Here is an 18,993-nt window from a genome sequence, read left to right on the forward strand (position 1 = left end):
GATTTTTCTATTTACATTTATTTAATTAAATTTGTTAGTCATTTCTAACATTTATGAATTTCAATATAAAAAACGCCTGGCGAAAAGATAAAACATCTCATTCCTTATCAGAGGTTTATTCATCGATCAAAGTTCCTAAAAATGCAAATTTTTGGAGGAAATATCTTGCCTTTGCAGGACCGGGACTGATGATTGCCGTAGGATATATGGATCCGGGAAACTGGGCTACGGATATCGCCGGAGGAGCTCAGTTTGGATATACCCTGCTATCCGTAATTCTTATTTCCAACATTTTTGCGATGGTTCTACAGCATCTGTCCGTGAAACTCGGAGTTGTTGCTGAAAGAGATCTTGCACAGGCCTGCAGGGATCACTTCAGCCCTACCACCAATTTTATTCTCTGGGTATTTTGTGAAATAGCCATTGCGGCCTGTGATCTCGCCGAGGTCATTGGTTCCGCCATAGCATTAAACCTGTTATTTCATATTCCGCTGACCTGGGGAATTGTCATTACCACAGTGGATGTTTTAATTATTCTCTTACTTCAGGCCAAAGGTTTCCGATGGATTGAAAGTATTGTAGGAGGTCTTATATTCATTATCCTGGCATGTTTTGTCTATGAAATCGTTATTTCTAAGCCTGCTTTCAATGAAATTCTGGGAGGATTGGTTCCTCAAAAAGAAATCATTCAGAATCCCGCAATGCTTTATATTGCCATCGGGATCTTAGGAGCTACAGTAATGCCCCACAACCTGTATCTGCACAGCAGCATTGTACAGACCAGAGATTATACCCGGGATACAGAAGGAAAAAAAGAGGCCATAAAGTTTGCGACCCTGGACAGCACGGTTTCATTGATGCTGGCATTCTTCATTAATGCTGCAATCCTTATTCTGGCAGCAGCCACATTCCATACAACAGGAAACGAACATGTTGCAGATATCCATGATGCCTATAAAATGCTGACCCCTATTCTGGGAGCTTCCATGGCAAGTATTGCGTTTGCTATTGCTTTATTGGCATCCGGACAAAACTCAACATTAACCGGCACTCTTGCAGGGCAGATTGTAATGGAAGGTTTTTTAAATATCAGATTAAAACCGTGGCTAAGAAGGCTAATCACAAGACTTATTGCCGTCATTCCGGCTCTTATTGTTGCTATTCTTTATGGTGAACAGGGAACAACGGAGTTATTGGTTTTAAGCCAGGTAATTCTATCTATGCAGCTGAGTTTTGCTGTTGTCCCTTTGGTTATGTTTACCAATGATAAAGCGAAAATGGGAGAATTTGTCAACAAACCGTTTCTTAAAATCTGCGTTTGGGCCATTTCCATTATTATCATTGTTTTAAACCTGTACCTTTTGTATCAAACGTTTATGGGAGAATAAAAAATACAACGATAGTTTTTAAATTGACTATTGATCATAATTAAAGTGAATGGTCAATAGTCAATTTTTAATTTCACACTACAACAAATTCACAAGCGAAGCGGATTGATTTATTCACTATTCATCATCATGCATTTTTCTGCCTTAATGTCCAGATTTTGGATTTGGCAGGCTCTTTGTCAAACAATCAGTAAATAAATATTGAATTATGGAAAACCAGGATATTAACGAAGAAAGCATCAATAATCAGGAAGAAAACACTATTCAGAATGACGCAACATCTCAGGACAATGTGACAGCAGCACCTTCGCCGGAGGAACTTTTGGCAGAAGAAAAAGACCGTTACATCAGATTGTATGCTGAATTCGAAAACTATAAAAAAAGAACAAGCAAAGAGAAGATGGAATTCTTCCAATATGCTAATCAGGAGATGATGGTTTCAATGTTAGGGGTTTTAGATGATTTTGAAAGAGCATTAAAGGAAATCGCTAAAAACGGAAATCCGGCTGACCTTCAAGGGGTGGAACTGATCTATCAGAAATTCAAAAATAAACTTACCGAAAAAGGCTTACAAACAATGGAAGTAAGAGCTGGTGACAGCTTTAATGTTGATTTCCATGAAGCGATTACTCAGATCCCTGCTCCATCAGAAGATTTGAAAGGAAAAATCGTAGACGTTATTGAAACGGGATATACTTTAGGTGATAAAGTAATCCGTTTTGCAAAAGTAGTAACAGGAAATTAAAATTAATAAATGATAAATGGTGAGTGATAATTGATGAATGTTTCACTTATTAGCTTTACAATATCTTTTATCATTTATCAACAATCAATTATAAAATTGTCATGTCAAAAAGAGATTATTACGAGGTTCTTGAGATCAGCAAATCTGCATCAGCCGACGAAATAAAAAAAGCATACCGTAAAATGGCTATCAAATTTCACCCGGATAAAAATCCTGGTGATAAGGAGGCTGAAGAAAAATTTAAAGAAGCCGCTGAAGCTTACGAGGTTCTAAGCGACGATCAGAAACGTGCAAGATACGACCAGTTCGGTCATGCCGGAGTAGGAGGAAACGGCGGATTTGGAGGCGGAGGCTTCGGAGGCGGAATGAATATGGAAGATATTTTCAGCCAGTTTGGAGATATTTTCGGTGGTGGTTTCGGAGGATTCGGCGGCGGCGGTGGAGGTCGTCAGCAGGTGAAAGGTTCTAATTTAAGGATCAGAATCAAGCTGAACCTTGAGGAAATGGTAAACGGAACTCAGAAAACCATTAAAGTAAAAAAAATGAAGATGGCAGAAGGTGCCACTTCAAAAACATGTCCTACCTGTAACGGTTCCGGTGTTCAGCTTAAAGTAATGAATACCATGTTCGGTCAAATGCAGACTCAAACAACGTGTAGTACTTGCCAGGGAATTGGAAAAGTTGCTGACAAGATTCCTGCAGGAGCCAATGCACAAGGTCTTATCAAAGATGAAGAGGAAATCACGATCAATATCCCTGCAGGGGCGAGAGACGGTATCCAGCTTAATGTAAGAGGAAAAGGAAATGATGCACCATTTGGTGGAATTCCGGGAGACTTATTGGTAATTATTGAAGAGGAAGTAGATCAAATCATCAAAAGAGAAGGCGATAATCTTCACCAGGAACTGTATGTTTCTTTTGCTGAAGCTGCTTTAGGAACTAAAAAAGAAATTCCTACTGTTGGAGGAAAAGTAAAAATTACTGTTGATCCGGGAACTCAATCCGGAAAGATCTTAAGATTGGCTGGAAAAGGACTTCCAAGTATCGACAGCTACGGAAAAGGAGACATGTTTATCCACATCAATGTATGGACGCCACAAAAGCTTACTAAAGAACAGAAAGATTTCTTTGAAAAGCAGATGTCCAGCGGAGAAATGGTTGCAGAACCATCCGGAAAGGAAAAAACTTTTTTTGATAAAGTAAAAGATTTATTCAATTAATATATAAAAGAGACTTTTTTAAGTCTCTTTTTTTATGCTCTTTTATTTTTTTATTTTTGCTCCTCAATTGGATTTATTCAAAATACTATCAGAAACAAATGGATACAAGAACAATATTTTTAAATGCCTGCAATGAAATTGCCACTCAGCTGGATGGTTTCAAAACACTTGAAAAAGGACAAAGGCTTAAAAAAGTTTCCCTTGATAAAGATATCTATTTTGAGATTTATTTTCAGTCCAGTTTTAGGAATGATTCTTCATCCGTTCAGACCCTTCCCCATATTGCTATCTATTCTAAAATTTTAAAGAAATGGCAGATAGAGCAAACTAAAAATGAATATGCTCAGGGATTAATTTTTGGAAATCAGATAGGTTATTTAACTCCGTATAATAATTGGAAACAATGGAATTTAGCAGGGTTATCTTATGAAAAATCAATTATTGAAATTACAGAAAATATAGAAAAATACATCCTCCCAATTTTCAAAATTTTTAATTCTAAGGAAATTGCTGTGGAATTTCTAAAAAACAATGGAACAAAGTTTAATCAATGGTCAGAGAATTCTATTTCTCCTTTAGACTTCCTTTTAAGTTTTTCTGAAAAAGATACTGCTGAAGTTTTTCTAAATAATTTTGTAAACAATTGCCCATATAAAGGAAATATTCTTAAACTTTACGAGAAACTAAAAACAGAAAATGAAATTGATCTCAATTATTCTGAATTTCACGGCGCTGATACAATTAAATTAGCCTATATAAATGGATTGAAAATAAAATAAGCTTACAATAAATTAACCCAATTCAATAAAAATATTCTTATCAACCATTTTTTCAATCATCTGTATGATAAAAAAATAATATTCTGAAAATGATAAGAAAAACAGCAACTCTTATTCTGAAAAGTCTGTTCACCAATACATAACTTAATAAAGAATATGAATCTCCCGGGAATGCACATGACAAAAAATGCGGTATAACTTTAATATGTCAACTGATAAATTTTTCATGTTTATTAATAAAAAATCCTGCACTCTCTCAAGCACAGGATTTTTTGGTTATTTAATTCTAATTCTGTTTTATTTTTTTATTGCCAGAGAGTAAATCCCTTTTCCTAAAGTAAATATGGCAACCGCTGCTAACCCACCAACAAGTCCAAGCGTAAGTTCTTTCAAAACATCTGGCCAGGTTGGAAGTACGCCATGAAAAAATTCAATCCTATGTAGAAAAATTCCACCAGCAACCATTATTAAAGCAATTGTTCCTACGACTCCTAATATTTTAATAACAATAGGTAAAGCCTTCACTAATACATGCCCAAGTCTTCCGAAAAAACCTTTATCATTACTTTTCTTTATTAATTTAAACCCTGCATCATCCATTCTTACGATCAAAGCTACAATTCCATAAACTCCAACCGTCGCAATAAATGCAACCAGACTCGTTACTAAAATCTGCGTAATGAAAGGATGACTTTCTTCCAATACGGTTCCTAAAGCAATAATAACGATCTCGATTGATAAAATAAAATCCGTTGTAATTGCCGATTTTACTTTCTCTTTTTCTATTTCTTCAGAACTCTTTTCATCTTCTACAATTTCCTCTATAACTTCATGACCCTTTTTGTCACGGTGAAAAAGAAATTCTATTACTTTTTCAACGCCTTCAAAAGCCAGATATAATCCTCCAAGGATCAATACATAATTAATAGCCGGAGCATACAACCAATTGAGTAAAAAAACAATAGGCAGAATGATCAGTTTGTTAATAAAAGAACCTTTTGTAATTGCCCATAAAACTGGAAGTTCTCTTGAAGAAAGAAAGCCAGTGGCTTTTTCTGCATTTACAGCAAGGTCATCTCCTAAAATCCCTGCTGTCTTTTGGGTAGCAATCTTACTGGTAACTGCTACATCATCCATCAATGCTGCAATATCATCTAAAATTGCAAAAAAGCCTGATGCCATATTTTAATAATTTTTTAATCTTTGTTAAGTTCAGCAAAAATAAATATTTAATTCCGTTTTTGGATTCATAATCTGACAATAATTTTGAAAATTATAAGAATGATTAAGTAATGCTCGACTTTCAATATTTTATATCTTTGTTTAAAATCTATCCAATGGATGAAAACTGGGAAGCCCAATTACAAAGTATATGGCTAAAACTTGGAACAATAAGCAGTGAAGAGTTTATTCTCCAAATTAAAAATCATGTAGAATTACTAACGGATTTCCAGGCTATTGCTGATTTTGAAAGAGCCTGCGCTTTTGACTCCACCGGACATGAAAAGGAAGCGGAACCTTTATACAGATCTGCATTAGATAAAGGGCTCGACGGTTTACGAAGAAGAAGAGCAAGAATCCAGCTGGCAAGTACTCTAAGAAATAATGGAAAACTGGAAGAAAGTATTCATATTTTAAGGGAAGAAAAAGCTAATTATTCTGATGAACTGAATGATGCCGTAGACTCTTTTTTAGCGCTGTCCCTTTCTTCAGCAGGAGAGCCCAAAGAAGCACTGTCTATAGTATTGAAAGCAATTTCAAAACATTTGCCCAGATACAATAATTCTCTGAGCCGCTATGCTGAAAACTTATAACCCTAGACAATAGCCGAAATAATCTCTGACATTTCTGCGAGATATGATTTCAAACCCCTACAAACACAGAATTATACACTATCAATATTAAGCTTAATTTTAACCGTTTTTAAAACCTGATATCTATGCAACGTCAATTTCATATTTTAGCTTTAGGATGTTTGTTTTATCTGTTCAGTACATTCTGTTCCACTTCAGAAGCCCAGACACAAGCTCATCTAAGCGGTTTTAATCAGGAAAAGAAAAAAGAAGAAATAGACAGCATTATAAAAGCCTATGCTGCAATTAATAAATTTAATGGAACTGCGTTGATCCATTATCAGAATAAAAACATTTTCGAAAGATCTTACGGTTGGCAGGATGCAGAAAAAAAGATACTCAATCAGAAGCAAAGTGTTTATCAGATTGCTTCTTTAACCAAATCTTTCACTGCCTTAATCATTGTAAAACTAAGTGAAGAGGGCAAACTTTTTGTTAAAGATCCTGTTTCAAAGTTCATTCCCGATTATCCAAGAGGAAATGAAATCACCATTGAACATCTCCTTACCCACACCTCGGGAATTTATGAAGTATTGCGAAATAAAGAATATTTCAGCCTGCTTCACACCGGAAAATCTATAGCCAAAAATAAAGAGCTTTCTTTTTTTAAAAATGAGCCCTTGGATTTTGAACCCGGAACCCAATTCTCGTATACCAATTCAGGATATATTCTCCTTGGAATTATTATTGAGAAAATAACAGGGCTTTCTTATGAAGATGCAGTAAGAAAAATCATCTTGAATCCTCTAAAGATGAGTCACACAGGCTTTAATTATTTAGCTTTGAAAAGTCCATATAAAACGGTTCCCTATTCTTATATTTCAAAAACAAGACAGGAAAAAACCGAAGTATGGAATTCCACATTAACCGGTCCTGCAGGGCAGATCTACAGTACCGTTGAAGACCTGTACAATTACTATATGGGATTGAGAGATTATAAAATTGTTTCTAAAGAAGCATTTAAAAAAGCGACAACACCTTTTTTGAGCGGCTATGGCTACGGTTGGTTTATTGATGATCTTTATGGGAAAAAGCTCATTAACCATGGTGGAAATATAGAGGGTTCTACAAGTTATTTTGCTATGCTTCCTGAAGATGATCTATGCATTATTCTTTTGAACAATATCACAAGTAAAAAACTGGAGAAAGCAGGCAACACTATTTTAGCAGCTCTTTTAGAACAGCCTTACACTCTTCCACAACCAAAGAAGGAAGCTGTGTTAAGTGCTGATATAATTAAAAAATACGTTGGTGATTATCAGCTTGCCGATAACAGCGTGATTCATATTCTATACGAAAACGGTCAGCTTTTTATACAAAGCAATAAAGATCCTAAAGTAAAAATGCTGGCTGAAAAAGAGGATCTATTTTTCCTTCAGGATGATGATACCGAAATTTCTTTTATTTTAAAAAAGGGAGAAAAAGATGTTATTACAATTAAAAAAGGACTTTCGTCAAAAACAGCAGAAAAGTTATAATCACGCATTGATTGTGTCATAATCCATAGATTTTTTTTGTAAATTTAAGTATGAAAAAGCTCATTCTCAGGTATCATTTTTTTGTGATGGGATGCTTCGGTTTTCTGCTGCAGTCCTGCAATACAAGGTTCAGAGTCTGGGTAGGCCCGGGAGGCCAGCAGAAAATTTACAATTTGAAATATGGTGAACATAAAAGGCAGAAAATGGATGTCTTTCTTCCCAAAGATTATGCTGAAGATTCTCCTGTAGTTCTTATCATTCATGGCGGGGCCTGGACTTTAGGCAAAAAAGAGCATATGATACAGATTCAGAAAATGCTTTTTGAAAACAGAATTCCGAGTATCAGCATGAATTACAGATTGGTTTCTGAAAAGAAAAAAATCACTTACAAACAGCAGGTTGAAGATATTGGTCTGGTGATTGAAAAATTCAATTCTTTAACAGAAAAAGCAGAACTTCTGCCCAACAATTATATTCTTCTGGGAGAAAGTGCCGGCGGACATTTGGCGCTGCTTTACGGATATCAGCATTCTGATCAGATCAAAAAAATTATTTCTCTAAGCGGACCTACAGATTTCTACAGTTCTGGATATCTTAAATCTTTCTATTCCAAATATACTTCTCCAACTATTCAAAAGGTGGTAGGCAGTAAATTTGACCGGAAAAATGTGTCTGAAGCCTTTAAGGAAGCCAGCCCTATAGCCAATATTACCAATGTTCCTACCTTGTTGTTTCAGGGTAACAATGACTTCCTGGTCAATCAGCATCAGGGAATTGCGATGGACTCAGCTCTTACCCAAATGAATATTCCACACAAGTTTATCTTCATGAAAGGAGCAGGCCATGTACCAAGATTATTCAGTAAAAGAAAAAGAGACAGCATTATCTATCCCAACATTCTGGAATGGATCAAAAAATAATCTCTTTAATGCAAAGAATCTTTAAATACCCAGTACAAAAAATTAATCTTCGAATAGTAGATGTATTTAACAAATACGCTATGAATGCAAAGGAATCTTGAAGCTCATTATTTTATTGTTCGCAAAGACACTTCGTTCAGCGAGGCAGATTACTTAGCTAAGTGAAACACCCTTATGAGCGAAAAGTAGCAGAGCATGATAATAACATTGTGAGCTTTGCGTGTTAAAAAAACATTACTAGATACATAAAAGCCACCTCATTTCTGAGATGGCTTGATATTTTTTGATTGAATTATTTATTATTTAAAGTCCTGGTCCTCGTATTTTTTAGAAAGATCTTCTTTTTTTCCGAAAACAAACTTGAAGATTACCGGAAGTGTTGTTACCAATACAATTACGATGATGATATATTCCAGTTTTTCTTTTAAGTTGATTCCAAACTGTTCCATAAAAAGTTTATCCAGATAATGTCCGGCAAAGATCAAAATAAATGACCATAACACGGCACCAATAACATTATCTCTTAAAAATTCCTTTTTGTCCATCTTTACAATCCCTGCTACAATTGGGGTAAAAGTTCTTACAACAGGTAAGAATCTAGCCATAATAATTGCTAGTGCCCCATGTTTTTCAAAGAAATCATGAGCCTGGTAAAGGTATTTTTTCTTGAAAAGCATTGAATCCGGTCTTTTATATAAAGCAGGTCCTGCCTTCCTTCCAAAATAATATCCTACCTCATTTCCAATAATAGCGGCAAGAGCTACTCCTGAAGCCAATAATGTAGTATCTAAGAAATCACTGCCCGTAGAGCCAAAAGTCTCTTTGATGATTTCAACGGCATAAATCCCTGAAACGAACAAAAGTGAATCTCCTGGCAGGAAAAACCCTACAAAAAGTCCTGTTTCAGCAAATACAATAAACAAAATAAGCCAAAACCCTCCCATTTTAATATAAAACTCCGGGTTTAATAAATCCTTCCAGCTATTGAAATCTTCCATAAATATCGATGAACAACAAAAATAGGTCTAAAATGTCTGAAACAAAAATTAATTATAAGATTTTAACTAAAATTCAGACATGATTTTTATAAGTCGAGGTCATCATCTGAAACGGCAGTCCCATCGGCCATTAGAAATGCTTTTAAGAATGGGGTAAGATTCCCATTCATTACGGCATCCACATCTGAAGTTTCATGACCTGAGCGTACATCTTTCACGAGTTTGTAAGGATGCATTACGTAATTTCGGATCTGGCTTCCCCACTCGATTTTCATTTTGTTGGCTTCTATCTCATTTCTTGCCTTCATACGCTCTTCCAATTCCATCTCATAGAGTCTTGAACGAAGGAGCTGCATGGCTTTTTCTTTATTCTGAAGCTGGGAACGGGATTCTGAGTTTTCAATGATAATTCCGGTTGGTGCGTGACGAAGACGTACAGCGGTTTCTACCTTGTTTACGTTCTGCCCTCCTGCTCCGGAAGACCTCATCGTTTCAAAAGATATATCGGCAGGGTTAATATTAATTTCGATCGTATCATCTACTAAAGGATAAACATATACGGAAACAAAGCTGGTATGACGTTTCGCATTACTGTCAAAAGGCGAAATTCTTACCAAACGGTGTACTCCATTTTCACCTCTTAAGTATCCAAAAGCAAATTCCCCTTCAATTTCCAGGGTAACCGTCTTCACGCCGGCTACATCACCCTCCTGAAAGTTCAGCTCACGGATTTTATATCCTTGTTTTTCTGCCCACATCGTATACATTCTCATCAGCATAGCTGCCCAGTCGCAGCTTTCTGTACCTCCAGCTCCAGCTGTGATCTGAAGAACAGCAGAAAGCTCATCCCCTTCGTTGGAAAGCATATTTTTGAATTCAAGGTCCTCAATTTTTTCAACCAATTGCGGAAATGTCTCATCCAGTTCCTTTTCAGAATCCGGATCTTCCTTAGCAAAATCCACTAAGACCTGTATATCTTCAAATTGTGTCTGAATTTCATCATAACCTTCCACCCATTTTTTCTTGGAACGAAGCTGCTTTAAGAATGCTTCAGCAATTTTCGGGTTGTCCCAAAATTCAGGTGCTGCTGTTTTCTCATCATCATTGGCAATTTCTATCTTCTTTTTTTCAATCTGAAGGTATCTGTGTAAGTCTTCAATCCTGGATTGAACTTCTTTTATCTGGTCGTTGTTAATCACGAATTTTTCTTTTTGCAAAAATAAGGAATTCTTTTAGAGTGGAGCGTTTTGAGTTTAAAGTTCCGGGTTTCAAGTTTTGAGTTCGGATTGGAGATTGGTACACCTCTTTATTTTAAATAATATCAGCCATTATCTCACCAATCTTAGGAGCCAGGGCAACTCCCATTCCTGAAAGTCTTACTGCACAAAACTGTCTTTCTGAAAGCTGTTTTACAATAGGAGTCTTTTCCGAACCCATGGCCATGATTCCTGACCAGCGAAGTGCTATTTTAAAATCTGTATAAGGAAGTATGACTTCTTTTAAAAAGTTTTCCAAATGATTTTGCAGAAATTCTGTCGTTTCAAAAGCCGTTGTTTCTTCTGTCTTAAAATCCTGATTTCTTCCACCACCCAACAGAACCCGGTTTCCTACATTCCTGAAATAATAATACCCTTCATCATAGTGAAAAGTTCCTTTCAGCTTCAATCTTTCTATGGGCTCTGTCAGAAGAATTTGTCCACGGGCTGGAATGATATTTTCTTTTCCCAGGAATCTGGAGGTGAATGCATTGGTGCAATAGATCATTTTATCTGCTTTTACAGAAATATCACCGGAAAGACGAATCTCAACCTCAAGGGGGCTTTCTTCAATATTTTCAACCTCTTTTCCGAATAAGAATTCTACCTTCAGCTCATGACATTTTTCCAAAAGCTTCTGCAACAGCTTTCCCGAATGCAGACTTCCTTCACAAGGATTTTCAATCAGAAATGCAGATTTTCCCAACCCGAATTGCTGTATTTTATCCTGTTTCAGACTATATGTTTGATCCAGACCAGTTATTACTTTCAGCTTTTCATTGACGGAATCCATATGGGATAAAGGTTCTTCGCTATTTAAAACTTCATAGCCTCCATTACGTTCAAAATCAATTTCATCATTTTTGAAATAATGTTGAATTTTCTGAAGACCCTCAAATCTCATTTTAACAAGCTCCAGAGTTTTTTCCCAACCCATTTTCTGTGAATCTGCAATGACTTCGGTAAAGCTTCCGAAACAGGCAAACCCGGCATTCCTCGTTGAAGCACCCAGTGGAATAGCATTCCGTTCAATGATAAGAACAGATTTTTCAGGATACTTCTCCTTAATGGATATAGCTGTCCAGAGCCCGGAAAACCCGGAACCAATGATAATGATATCTCTTTTCCTGTAGAAAGTGTCCAGTTCCCAGATGCTGTTCATGAGTGATGAGTAATTTTTTGTAAAATGTAAAATATATTTATGAATGCAAAACTTTAAACTCTAAACCTTGAACCTTAAACTTTGAATTCCCTTACCCTTTGTCTTTCTCCTCGTCATTATGCTGAAATCCGATAGCTCTCTGTGGTTCTTCAACAACTCTGTAGGTTTCCAATTCGCTCTTCAATGCCTGAATCCTAAATTTAAAATCATCAAAATTATTGATAATGGCATCGGCTAAGAACCGGGCCACCTGATCAAGATATTCTTCAGTAAGCTTGGAACCTGCATCCCTTAACGCTCCACTCAAAAGATTCTGATCAATTTTCAGCTTCTCGTTTCTGGTTCTTTGATAAAGATTTTTAATTCTTTTCTTTAAACTTTGGGTAAAATCTATCAGCATCGTATTGCTGAAGGCTTTCATCTTTGATGATATTTCATGCCAGAAAGGGATTTTATCTGCTTTGTTGTTTTTAAGTATTTTATAAAGCAAAGAATCTTCTTCCAATCCTCTGGTCATGGCATATAAAATGATTTCTGACCGCTCTGAGGCATTGGGAGGAAAAATCGGGATCATGACATCAAATCTTCCCGGAGCAAGAATTTCTTCGTCAATTTCTGAAACTGAATTGGCAGAACCCACCATCAGAACACCTTCTTTTTCAAATTTTCCGATATAATGAAGGATAAGCTCCTGAGCTTCAAGATTACAGGAAGCAACATCTGTTTCTGCTCTTCTCTGCATCATAATTTCATCAAAATCATCCATAAAGAGCAGCATTTTGTTTTCCTTCATCATATTTAATAGAAAATCACTGAAGTTGATTTCATTTCCGTCAATCAGCGAAGTTCCCAAATAGTGTTTTTTGACTTCTTTAAACTGATAGCCAATAATTTCAGCAATCTTATTCGCCCAAAATATCTTACCGCTTCCCGGAGGGCCATACAAAATAATTCCTGCAGGCTTGTTGATTCCCCAGTCTTTGATCTGCTGTGGATTCAGGAAGGGTTCCAGAACAGTGGATGTATAAAAAAACAGATCTCTGTATCCTATGAAATCTCTTTGCTGAAGGCTGGTTTTACTCCCGAAATAATCATAGACAAACTTATAGTTTCCGCCTAATTTGTTATCAATTCCATAACTTGATATGGAAGATTTGAAAAAACCATTATCAAAAATATTGAGGTTGTTATCTTTAATCACCTTTTCTACCTTGTCTTTAGGCTGATTGATAACTTTGGCAATCTGCTCCAGCGTTTTATTTTTGTCCAGATCTTTTTCGTATAATCTTAAAAAGTCTACGTTTTCACGGGCAAATTTTTCAAAATCTTCTTTTACTTCAAAATTCGTACTGACACAGTCTACCAATTCAAGATCGAAATCCTGTATAAACTGTTTTATGGCTTCTGCAGAAACATTCAGTTCTTCTGCCAGTTCAATTAGCTTCATAAGTCTTGGTTAATTCTATCAAATTTAATGTATTTACCAATAAATTGACATTGATTTATGATAATTCTGTAACATTATCTAATTTATATAGACTACTACTATGTAAAACAAATTACATGGAAAAGATTTTATCAGTAAAAAATTTGACAAAAAAATTCAAAAGAGTTGTCGTCAACAATATTTCTTTTGATGTTGAAAAAGGAAATGTTTATGGGCTATTGGGACCGAATGGAAGTGGAAAATCCACCACTTTCGGAATGCTGCTTTCCACCATCAATCCTACCAGTGGAGACTGGTTCTGGTTCGGCAAAAAAGGAACAGATCCTGAAACTTTAAAAAAGATAGGAGCTATTATTGAGCAGCCTAACTTTTATCCTTATCTAAGTGCAGAAACCAATCTTAAAATTGTAGCAGAAATTAAAAATGCTCCCTATTCAAGGATTGATGAAGTTTTGAAAACCGTTAATCTGTATGAAAGGAGAAAAGATACCTTCAAAACCTTTTCTCTGGGAATGAAACAACGTCTTGCCATCGCTTCAGCTATGCTGAACAACCCTGAAGTAATGATATTGGATGAACCGACCAACGGACTGGATCCGGAAGGAATTATTCAGATCAGAGAGATCATCAGCGATATTGCCAAGCAGGGAATCACGATTATTATTGCCAGCCACCTTTTGGATGAAATTGAAAAAATCTGCAGCCATGTCATTGTATTGAAAGAAGGAAACTCCATCTACTGTGGAAGAGTAGATGAAATGACTTCCAACAACGGATATTTTGAACTGAAAGCTGATAATAACATATTACTTTTCAATACATTGAACGAATTACCGTGGTTTAGCTTCGTCAATCAGGACAGGGATTATATTAAAGCCCAGATCCGTGATGATGTGTCAATTTCAGCTTCAGCACTGAATCAGAAGCTGGCGGAAAAAGGGATTTTCTTATCTCATTTGGCCAAGAAAAAACTATCTCTTGAATCACAATTCCTTGAACTTGTAAAAAACACCAACTAGTCATGATAAAATTATTAAAACTGGAATACTATAAAAACCTGAATTACAAACCATTCAAGGTTTTCACAATACTTTATTTCGCCATTCTTATTGCTTTGCTCTTCATTGGATTGGTTGATTTTGATATTTTTGGGGGAACCATTAATTTAAAAGAGCAGGGAATTTATAATTTTCCGGAAATCTGGAACTTCACCACATGGATTGTCGCTTTACTGAAAATTTTTCTGGGACTGATTATTGTCTTCTCTATTTCACAGGAATTCAGCAACAGAATGTTCAAGCAGAATACGATTGATGGATTGAGCAGAAAAGAATTTATCACTTCAAAACTGCTGACGATAAGTATTTTCACCATTGTTTCTACGGTGATTGTATTGGGTATCACTATATTTCTTGGTTATCAATATTCAAATACAAAAGAATCAGCAAAAGTTTTTGCTGAGATCTTCTTCATTGGAAATTACTTTGTAAAACTGTTTACGTTCTTCTGTTTCTTAATGTTTCTTTCCATTTTACTGAGAAAATCGGTGTTTGTATTTCTTGCCCTTTTTGTCTTCTGGATTGGGGAAGGAATTTTAACAGCTGTTGAAGTTTTCTCTAAAGTAAGAGGAATGCAGGGGACGCAGAGAAATGAAGTTCTTCAGAATGACTTTTTTATAACGCATCTTTTGCCGTTGGAAAGCATGTCCAGCCTTATTCCTAATCCGATGATGAGATTAAATATGGTGAAAATGATGGGCGTAAAATATGAATTCCACTACCCTACTGAAAGCCTTATTGCTTGTCTGGTTTGGTCTGTCCTATTCATATTTGGATCGTACTGGATTTTGAGAAAAAGGGATTGGTAGATCTTAATGTTTAGAATTTAAAGATTGAATAATTAAAAATATTTAAAGATTATTTTTAAGTGGTTCGTTTTCGGATCACTTTTTTTGGCTTAATATTTTCATTCTGCTTTGTCAAAAGCAAACCATGCAGTTATCTATACTCAGCATCAAAGAAAGATTTCAATTACATCATTAATTCAAAAATAAAAAGGCTGCCATTTGGCAGCCTTCCTTTCACATTACTTTTTATCTAACAACGGAAGATATTTTCCGTATCCTTTTGTTTCCATTTCAGCTTTTGGAATAAATTTCAGAGAAGCACTGTTGATACAGTAACGAAGTCCTCCTTTATCCTGTGGTCCATCTGTAAAGACATGTCCCAAATGGGCATCACCGGTTTTACTTCTTACTTCTACTCTATCCATACCATGGGTACGATCCAGCTTTTCATCAATCAAAGCCTTTGTAATAGGTTTTGAGAAACTTGGCCATCCACAGCCGGATTCAAATTTATCTGTAGAGATAAACAAAGGTTCTCCTGTTGTAATATCTACATAAATTCCTTCACGGGTTTCGTTCCAGTATTCATTCTGAAAAGGTCTTTCTGTACCGTTTTCCTGGGTAACATTATACTGTTCTGCGGATAATTTTTCTTTTAAAACTTTTTTATCCTGTTTTTGATACATTGGCTTTGGAAGCGGATTGGCTTTTTTGGCCATTTCAAAAAGTCCCGGTTCAATGTGGCAGTAACCTCCCGGATTTTTATCCAGATAATCCTGGTGATAATCTTCTGCTCTGTAGAAGTTTTTTAGTGGAATAGTTTCTACCAATAAAGGTTTATTATAATTTTTTGCCAGTTTCTGAACTTCATCTTTTACAATAGCTTCATCTGTTTTGTTGGTGAAATAGATTCCTGTTCTGTACTGGTTTCCTCTGTCATTTCCCTGTTGATCTTTGCTGGTAGGGTCAATGGTTTTAAAATAAAGGTCAATTAACAGTTTCAGATCTACCTGCTCAGGGTCATACTTCACTTTCACTGTTTCAGCAAAACCTGTAGTATGGCTTACCACTTCTTCATAAGTAGGGTTTTGGGTATTTCCGTTGGCATATCCCACATCTGTTCCTACAACTCCACGAATCTGTTGAAAAAAATGCTCTGTTCCCCAGAAACATCCCCCTGCAAAATAAATCTCTTTAACGTTTTTACTATCCATAATTTTCTCATTTTCTTTTTTTACTTCCACTTCATTGGGCTTCTTGTTCTTAAAAAGCCCGGATCCTGCAGCAAAAACTGCTATACCCAGAATGATTCCGAGTACGATTAATATATTTTTCATTTTTACCTTTTTATTCATTACTTATTATTTTGAACGATCATTAATCCAAATCCTAAAAGCATAAGGTCTTTTAAAATAAAGAAATCCGTCACAGGCACTCCATCCACTATTTTCCAGATTCCCGGTGTTGTAAACAAATAGCTTAAGGTTACCAGAAAAGTGACAATCATTCCTATTCCTGCATACTTCTTCAGTACAGCAAATTTCGCACTAAATATCAGGAGTAATGCAATGATAATTTCTATCACTCCGATAAGATTTGACACTGCCTGGGCGCTCATAATCTTATATACGAAAAAAGTTAAGAAATGGTTTTCCACCAAAGGTTTTATGGCGGCTGCTTCTGTAGGGGTAAATTTGAAAATACCGATCCACAGCAAAATAAGAGCTGCTCCGAAGAGGGAGATATAATACCCGGCCCGGGTTAATTGATTTTTAGATTCCTGTACTGTTCCGACCATGTTTTAAGATTTTAATTGAATACTTTATTGTTTTCAATAGTATAGTCGGAGCCTTTTTACAATCCTGACAGAAATTTTCTTAGAAATTTAATTTATCGATCATTTTATTTTTAAAATCCTGAATTTCAGACTCATTAATTTCAGTTTCCTGTTCAGAAAATTTCTTTTTAAAAACTTTATCCAGAAGTGCCAGCTTTTCATTGTACATTCTGCACCATTTGCAGATCATCAGATGCATGCTGAGCATCCTGTTTTCTCTGGCAGAAATGGATTGGGCATTCCTTTTTTCCATCAGTAAAGTAGCTTCACTGCATGGTAAAAATAATATATGTAGTATTCTTCTTATCATTTTTTCTTATGATTTTGAAAACCAGTTAAACTCCAGACATTCTCTGAGCTGCATACGGCTTCTTTGCAAAATCTTCCAAAGATTAGTCGTAGAAACATTCAATTCCTGACTTACTTCCGGTGCTTTTTTTTCTTCGATATAATACATTTTAACCAGGATCTTCCATCTGGCGGGCAATTCTTCGATACATTCCTCCAATGTTTTATTAAAGTCTGCACTGTCTAAAAGTTCATCTCCGCCACCTGATATATTCCAGTCATTTAAAACATCATTTTGTTTCCATGAGCCTGTTTCATCAAAAAAATGATCAAGTCTGATATTAGGTTCAGATTTATACTTTTTCCGGTAAAAATCTGCAACTTTCCTGTTCAGAATTGCCATCAGCCAGGTGAGAGGATTGCTTTTTCCTTCAAAAGAATCATGGGCTGAATATGCCGCAAGAAAAACTTCCTGAACAACATCCTGTGCATCTTCTTTATTAGAAAGTACATACAGTGCCCGCTTCAAAAGCGGTCCGGAATATTGCTCTATCCAGCTTTTCAATTCTTCATCTTTTGTCATGGGAAGGATTTTTTGTCTTATCTCAGATCACAGCGAAGGTAATAAGTTAAGCGGGAAATTGCAAAATTTTCACATTTTCTCTATTGCCAACCTTATTTAGTATATTATTTCATATAACCTGCCTTTTTAAAAAATGCGTGATGCTCGTTTTTTGAATAATTGATGCTGATGATTTCCTTTAATGCTGCTTTTTTATCTGCAGCCTTTTCATAATAGCTCTTACAGATTGTGTAGCCTACAAAATAGGCAAGATCAGCGGGTTTATCCTTAGAAGAACTTCCATTGTACATCCATTGATCCGTATCATATTGGTACATATCCTTTTTAAATTCTGACCAAAGCTGTTCTTCATGATTCCTGCCATAATCTATGTATGCAATATGAGGAAGATTTCCCAAAAGCTTTTCAGCAATAAAGTCGCAGGAACCTTCCATTAAAGCCCAGCCTAATAAATCGAGATTACGATATTCTTCTTCATTATTCACTCCGTTGATATAATCCTGCTGTACATGAACCAGTTCATGAGCAATGTTATATTCTGTAGACTGCTTGATTTCCGGATCTGAAAGTGAGGTCAATGCGGTAACTTCTGTTCCTATTAAAATAAATTCACGGGTTGTCGTTCCACCTCTGTTAAAAGTGCCTATCACAAAGCTAATCTGAGGGCTGTGAAATGATGGATAAATCTTTTTAAAAGACGTGTACAGCTTTTCTATATCATAATCCTGCTGCGCTATCTCCAACGTTCGTGTACGTACTTTATTCCAACGCTTTGATATTTTATTAATGCTCTTGACATAATCTGAAACACTCATTGTGTCCATTTTTATCAATGCTTTAAGTGCCGGGCTTGCTTTCTCCAAATACTCTGAATTCATGATTTCCATCTGTTTCAGCGAGTCATTAGATTTCTGTGCCAGGTCATAGGCTTTCCAGAAGTTGGTGACATCCGTATTTGACACTCTTTTTTGGGAATAAACGAATGTGGTTAAGAATAAAAATATGATACTGTATTTCATAGGAGATTCTTTACTCCAAAATAAAACATTTAAATTGATTCCCAATAAGATATCTTATAAGAATCTTTTCTCTTAACTATACAAACCTTACAGCTTTACTCAGGGTCTGTAATAAAAGAAACAAATATCCGGCAAACTCAGTCGGGCACCATTCAAAACATAGCATAAAATTAT

General features: G+C 35.8%; 19 protein-coding genes. 9 read left to right on the plus strand and 10 right to left on the minus strand.

Going from position 1 to position 18,993, the window contains the following annotated elements; all coding sequences use genetic code 11:
• Positions 1 to 53 precede the first annotated feature (53 nt).
• The 4 genes from ACPF63_RS14495 (at position 54) to ACPF63_RS14510 (ending at position 4,132) form a co-directional block, all read left to right on the plus strand.
• Positions 54 to 1,388 (plus strand): Nramp family divalent metal transporter, encoded by a 1,335-nt coding sequence (locus tag ACPF63_RS14495; RefSeq protein ID WP_180565463.1) that lies wholly within the window; start codon positions 54 to 56, stop codon positions 1,386 to 1,388.
• 205 nt (positions 1,389 to 1,593) lie between these two features.
• Positions 1,594 to 2,133 carry a nucleotide exchange factor GrpE gene (locus ACPF63_RS14500; protein WP_394349733.1) on the plus strand — a complete coding sequence of 180 codons (540 nt, stop codon included), beginning with the start codon at positions 1,594 to 1,596 and terminating at the stop codon, positions 2,131 to 2,133.
• A 101-nt stretch (positions 2,134 to 2,234) separates the two neighbouring features.
• Positions 2,235 to 3,353: a molecular chaperone DnaJ gene (dnaJ, locus tag ACPF63_RS14505; RefSeq protein ID WP_077415369.1), complete on the plus strand. Its 1,119-nt coding sequence runs from the start codon at positions 2,235 to 2,237 to the stop codon at positions 3,351 to 3,353.
• A gap of 98 nt (positions 3,354 to 3,451) precedes the next feature.
• Entirely contained in the window at positions 3,452 to 4,132 is a 681-nt protein-coding gene (locus ACPF63_RS14510) for a DUF4304 domain-containing protein (RefSeq protein WP_426480397.1), read from the plus strand.
• A gap of 297 nt (positions 4,133 to 4,429) precedes the next feature.
• Here ACPF63_RS14510 and ACPF63_RS14515 read toward each other — a convergent pair whose 3' ends face one another.
• A complete protein-coding gene (locus ACPF63_RS14515; protein ID WP_180565460.1) occupies positions 4,430 to 5,314 on the minus strand; it encodes a DUF808 family protein in 885 nt (294 codons plus the stop codon).
• 155 nt (positions 5,315 to 5,469) lie between these two features.
• Here ACPF63_RS14515 and ACPF63_RS14520 point away from each other — a divergent pair, with 155 nt between their 5' ends.
• From ACPF63_RS14520 to ACPF63_RS14530, 3 genes are all read left to right on the plus strand, one after another.
• Complete coding sequence (locus ACPF63_RS14520; RefSeq protein ID WP_426480398.1) at positions 5,470 to 5,946, plus strand: tetratricopeptide repeat protein; 477 nt, start codon at positions 5,470 to 5,472, stop codon at positions 5,944 to 5,946.
• Positions 5,947 to 6,071: 125 nt separating this feature from the next.
• On the plus strand, positions 6,072 to 7,463 hold the full coding sequence (locus ACPF63_RS14525; RefSeq protein ID WP_426480399.1) for a serine hydrolase: 1,392 nt from the start codon (positions 6,072 to 6,074) through the stop codon (positions 7,461 to 7,463).
• Positions 7,464 to 7,513: 50 nt separating this feature from the next.
• Positions 7,514 to 8,383 carry an alpha/beta hydrolase gene (locus ACPF63_RS14530; protein WP_426480400.1) on the plus strand — a complete coding sequence of 290 codons (870 nt, stop codon included), beginning with the start codon at positions 7,514 to 7,516 and terminating at the stop codon, positions 8,381 to 8,383.
• A 299-nt stretch (positions 8,384 to 8,682) separates the two neighbouring features.
• Here ACPF63_RS14530 and ACPF63_RS14535 read toward each other — a convergent pair whose 3' ends face one another.
• From ACPF63_RS14535 to ACPF63_RS14550, 4 genes are all read right to left on the minus strand, one after another.
• Positions 8,683 to 9,381: a DedA family protein gene (locus tag ACPF63_RS14535; protein WP_077415379.1), complete on the minus strand. Its 699-nt coding sequence runs from the start codon at positions 9,379 to 9,381 to the stop codon at positions 8,683 to 8,685.
• 86 nt (positions 9,382 to 9,467) lie between these two features.
• Positions 9,468 to 10,580 (minus strand): peptide chain release factor 2, encoded by a 1,113-nt coding sequence (prfB, locus tag ACPF63_RS14540; RefSeq protein ID WP_426480401.1) that lies wholly within the window; start codon positions 10,578 to 10,580, stop codon positions 9,468 to 9,470.
• Positions 10,581 to 10,692: 112 nt separating this feature from the next.
• Positions 10,693 to 11,799, minus strand: a complete 1,107-nt coding sequence (locus ACPF63_RS14545; RefSeq protein WP_426480402.1) for an NAD(P)/FAD-dependent oxidoreductase — start codon at positions 11,797 to 11,799, stop codon at positions 10,693 to 10,695.
• Positions 11,800 to 11,890: 91 nt separating this feature from the next.
• Positions 11,891 to 13,246 carry an ATP-binding protein gene (locus ACPF63_RS14550; protein WP_077415383.1) on the minus strand — a complete coding sequence of 452 codons (1,356 nt, stop codon included), beginning with the start codon at positions 13,244 to 13,246 and terminating at the stop codon, positions 11,891 to 11,893.
• 116 nt (positions 13,247 to 13,362) lie between these two features.
• Between ACPF63_RS14550 and ACPF63_RS14555 the strand changes: the two genes are divergently transcribed.
• Together ACPF63_RS14555 and ACPF63_RS14560 are read left to right on the plus strand one after the other, a co-directional pair.
• Complete coding sequence (locus ACPF63_RS14555) at positions 13,363 to 14,265, plus strand: ABC transporter ATP-binding protein (protein ID WP_426480403.1); 903 nt, start codon at positions 13,363 to 13,365, stop codon at positions 14,263 to 14,265.
• Between the two features lie 2 nt (positions 14,266 to 14,267).
• Positions 14,268 to 15,113: an ABC transporter permease gene (locus ACPF63_RS14560; protein ID WP_426480404.1), complete on the plus strand. Its 846-nt coding sequence runs from the start codon at positions 14,268 to 14,270 to the stop codon at positions 15,111 to 15,113.
• A 218-nt stretch (positions 15,114 to 15,331) separates the two neighbouring features.
• On the opposite strand, the gene msrB is transcribed toward ACPF63_RS14560, so the two are convergent.
• The 5 genes from msrB to ACPF63_RS14585 form a co-directional block, all read right to left on the minus strand.
• Positions 15,332 to 16,429 (minus strand): peptide-methionine (R)-S-oxide reductase MsrB, encoded by a 1,098-nt coding sequence (msrB, locus tag ACPF63_RS14565; RefSeq protein WP_426480405.1) that lies wholly within the window; start codon positions 16,427 to 16,429, stop codon positions 15,332 to 15,334.
• Positions 16,430 to 16,446: 17 nt separating this feature from the next.
• Positions 16,447 to 16,890 carry a DUF417 family protein gene (locus ACPF63_RS14570; protein WP_180565454.1) on the minus strand — a complete coding sequence of 148 codons (444 nt, stop codon included), beginning with the start codon at positions 16,888 to 16,890 and terminating at the stop codon, positions 16,447 to 16,449.
• Between the two features lie 79 nt (positions 16,891 to 16,969).
• Positions 16,970 to 17,239 carry a hypothetical protein gene (locus tag ACPF63_RS14575; RefSeq protein WP_426480406.1) on the minus strand — a complete coding sequence of 90 codons (270 nt, stop codon included), beginning with the start codon at positions 17,237 to 17,239 and terminating at the stop codon, positions 16,970 to 16,972.
• Positions 17,240 to 17,245: 6 nt separating this feature from the next.
• Positions 17,246 to 17,800: a sigma-70 family RNA polymerase sigma factor gene (locus tag ACPF63_RS14580; RefSeq protein WP_426480407.1), complete on the minus strand. Its 555-nt coding sequence runs from the start codon at positions 17,798 to 17,800 to the stop codon at positions 17,246 to 17,248.
• A gap of 104 nt (positions 17,801 to 17,904) precedes the next feature.
• Positions 17,905 to 18,819 (minus strand): DUF2268 domain-containing putative Zn-dependent protease, encoded by a 915-nt coding sequence (locus ACPF63_RS14585; protein ID WP_426480408.1) that lies wholly within the window; start codon positions 18,817 to 18,819, stop codon positions 17,905 to 17,907.
• Positions 18,820 to 18,993 lie beyond the last annotated feature (174 nt).

Origin of the sequence: Chryseobacterium sp. R2ACT005 (genome assembly GCF_049949215.1) — a bacterium.
Lineage (GTDB): Bacteria > Bacteroidota > Bacteroidia > Flavobacteriales > Weeksellaceae > Chryseobacterium.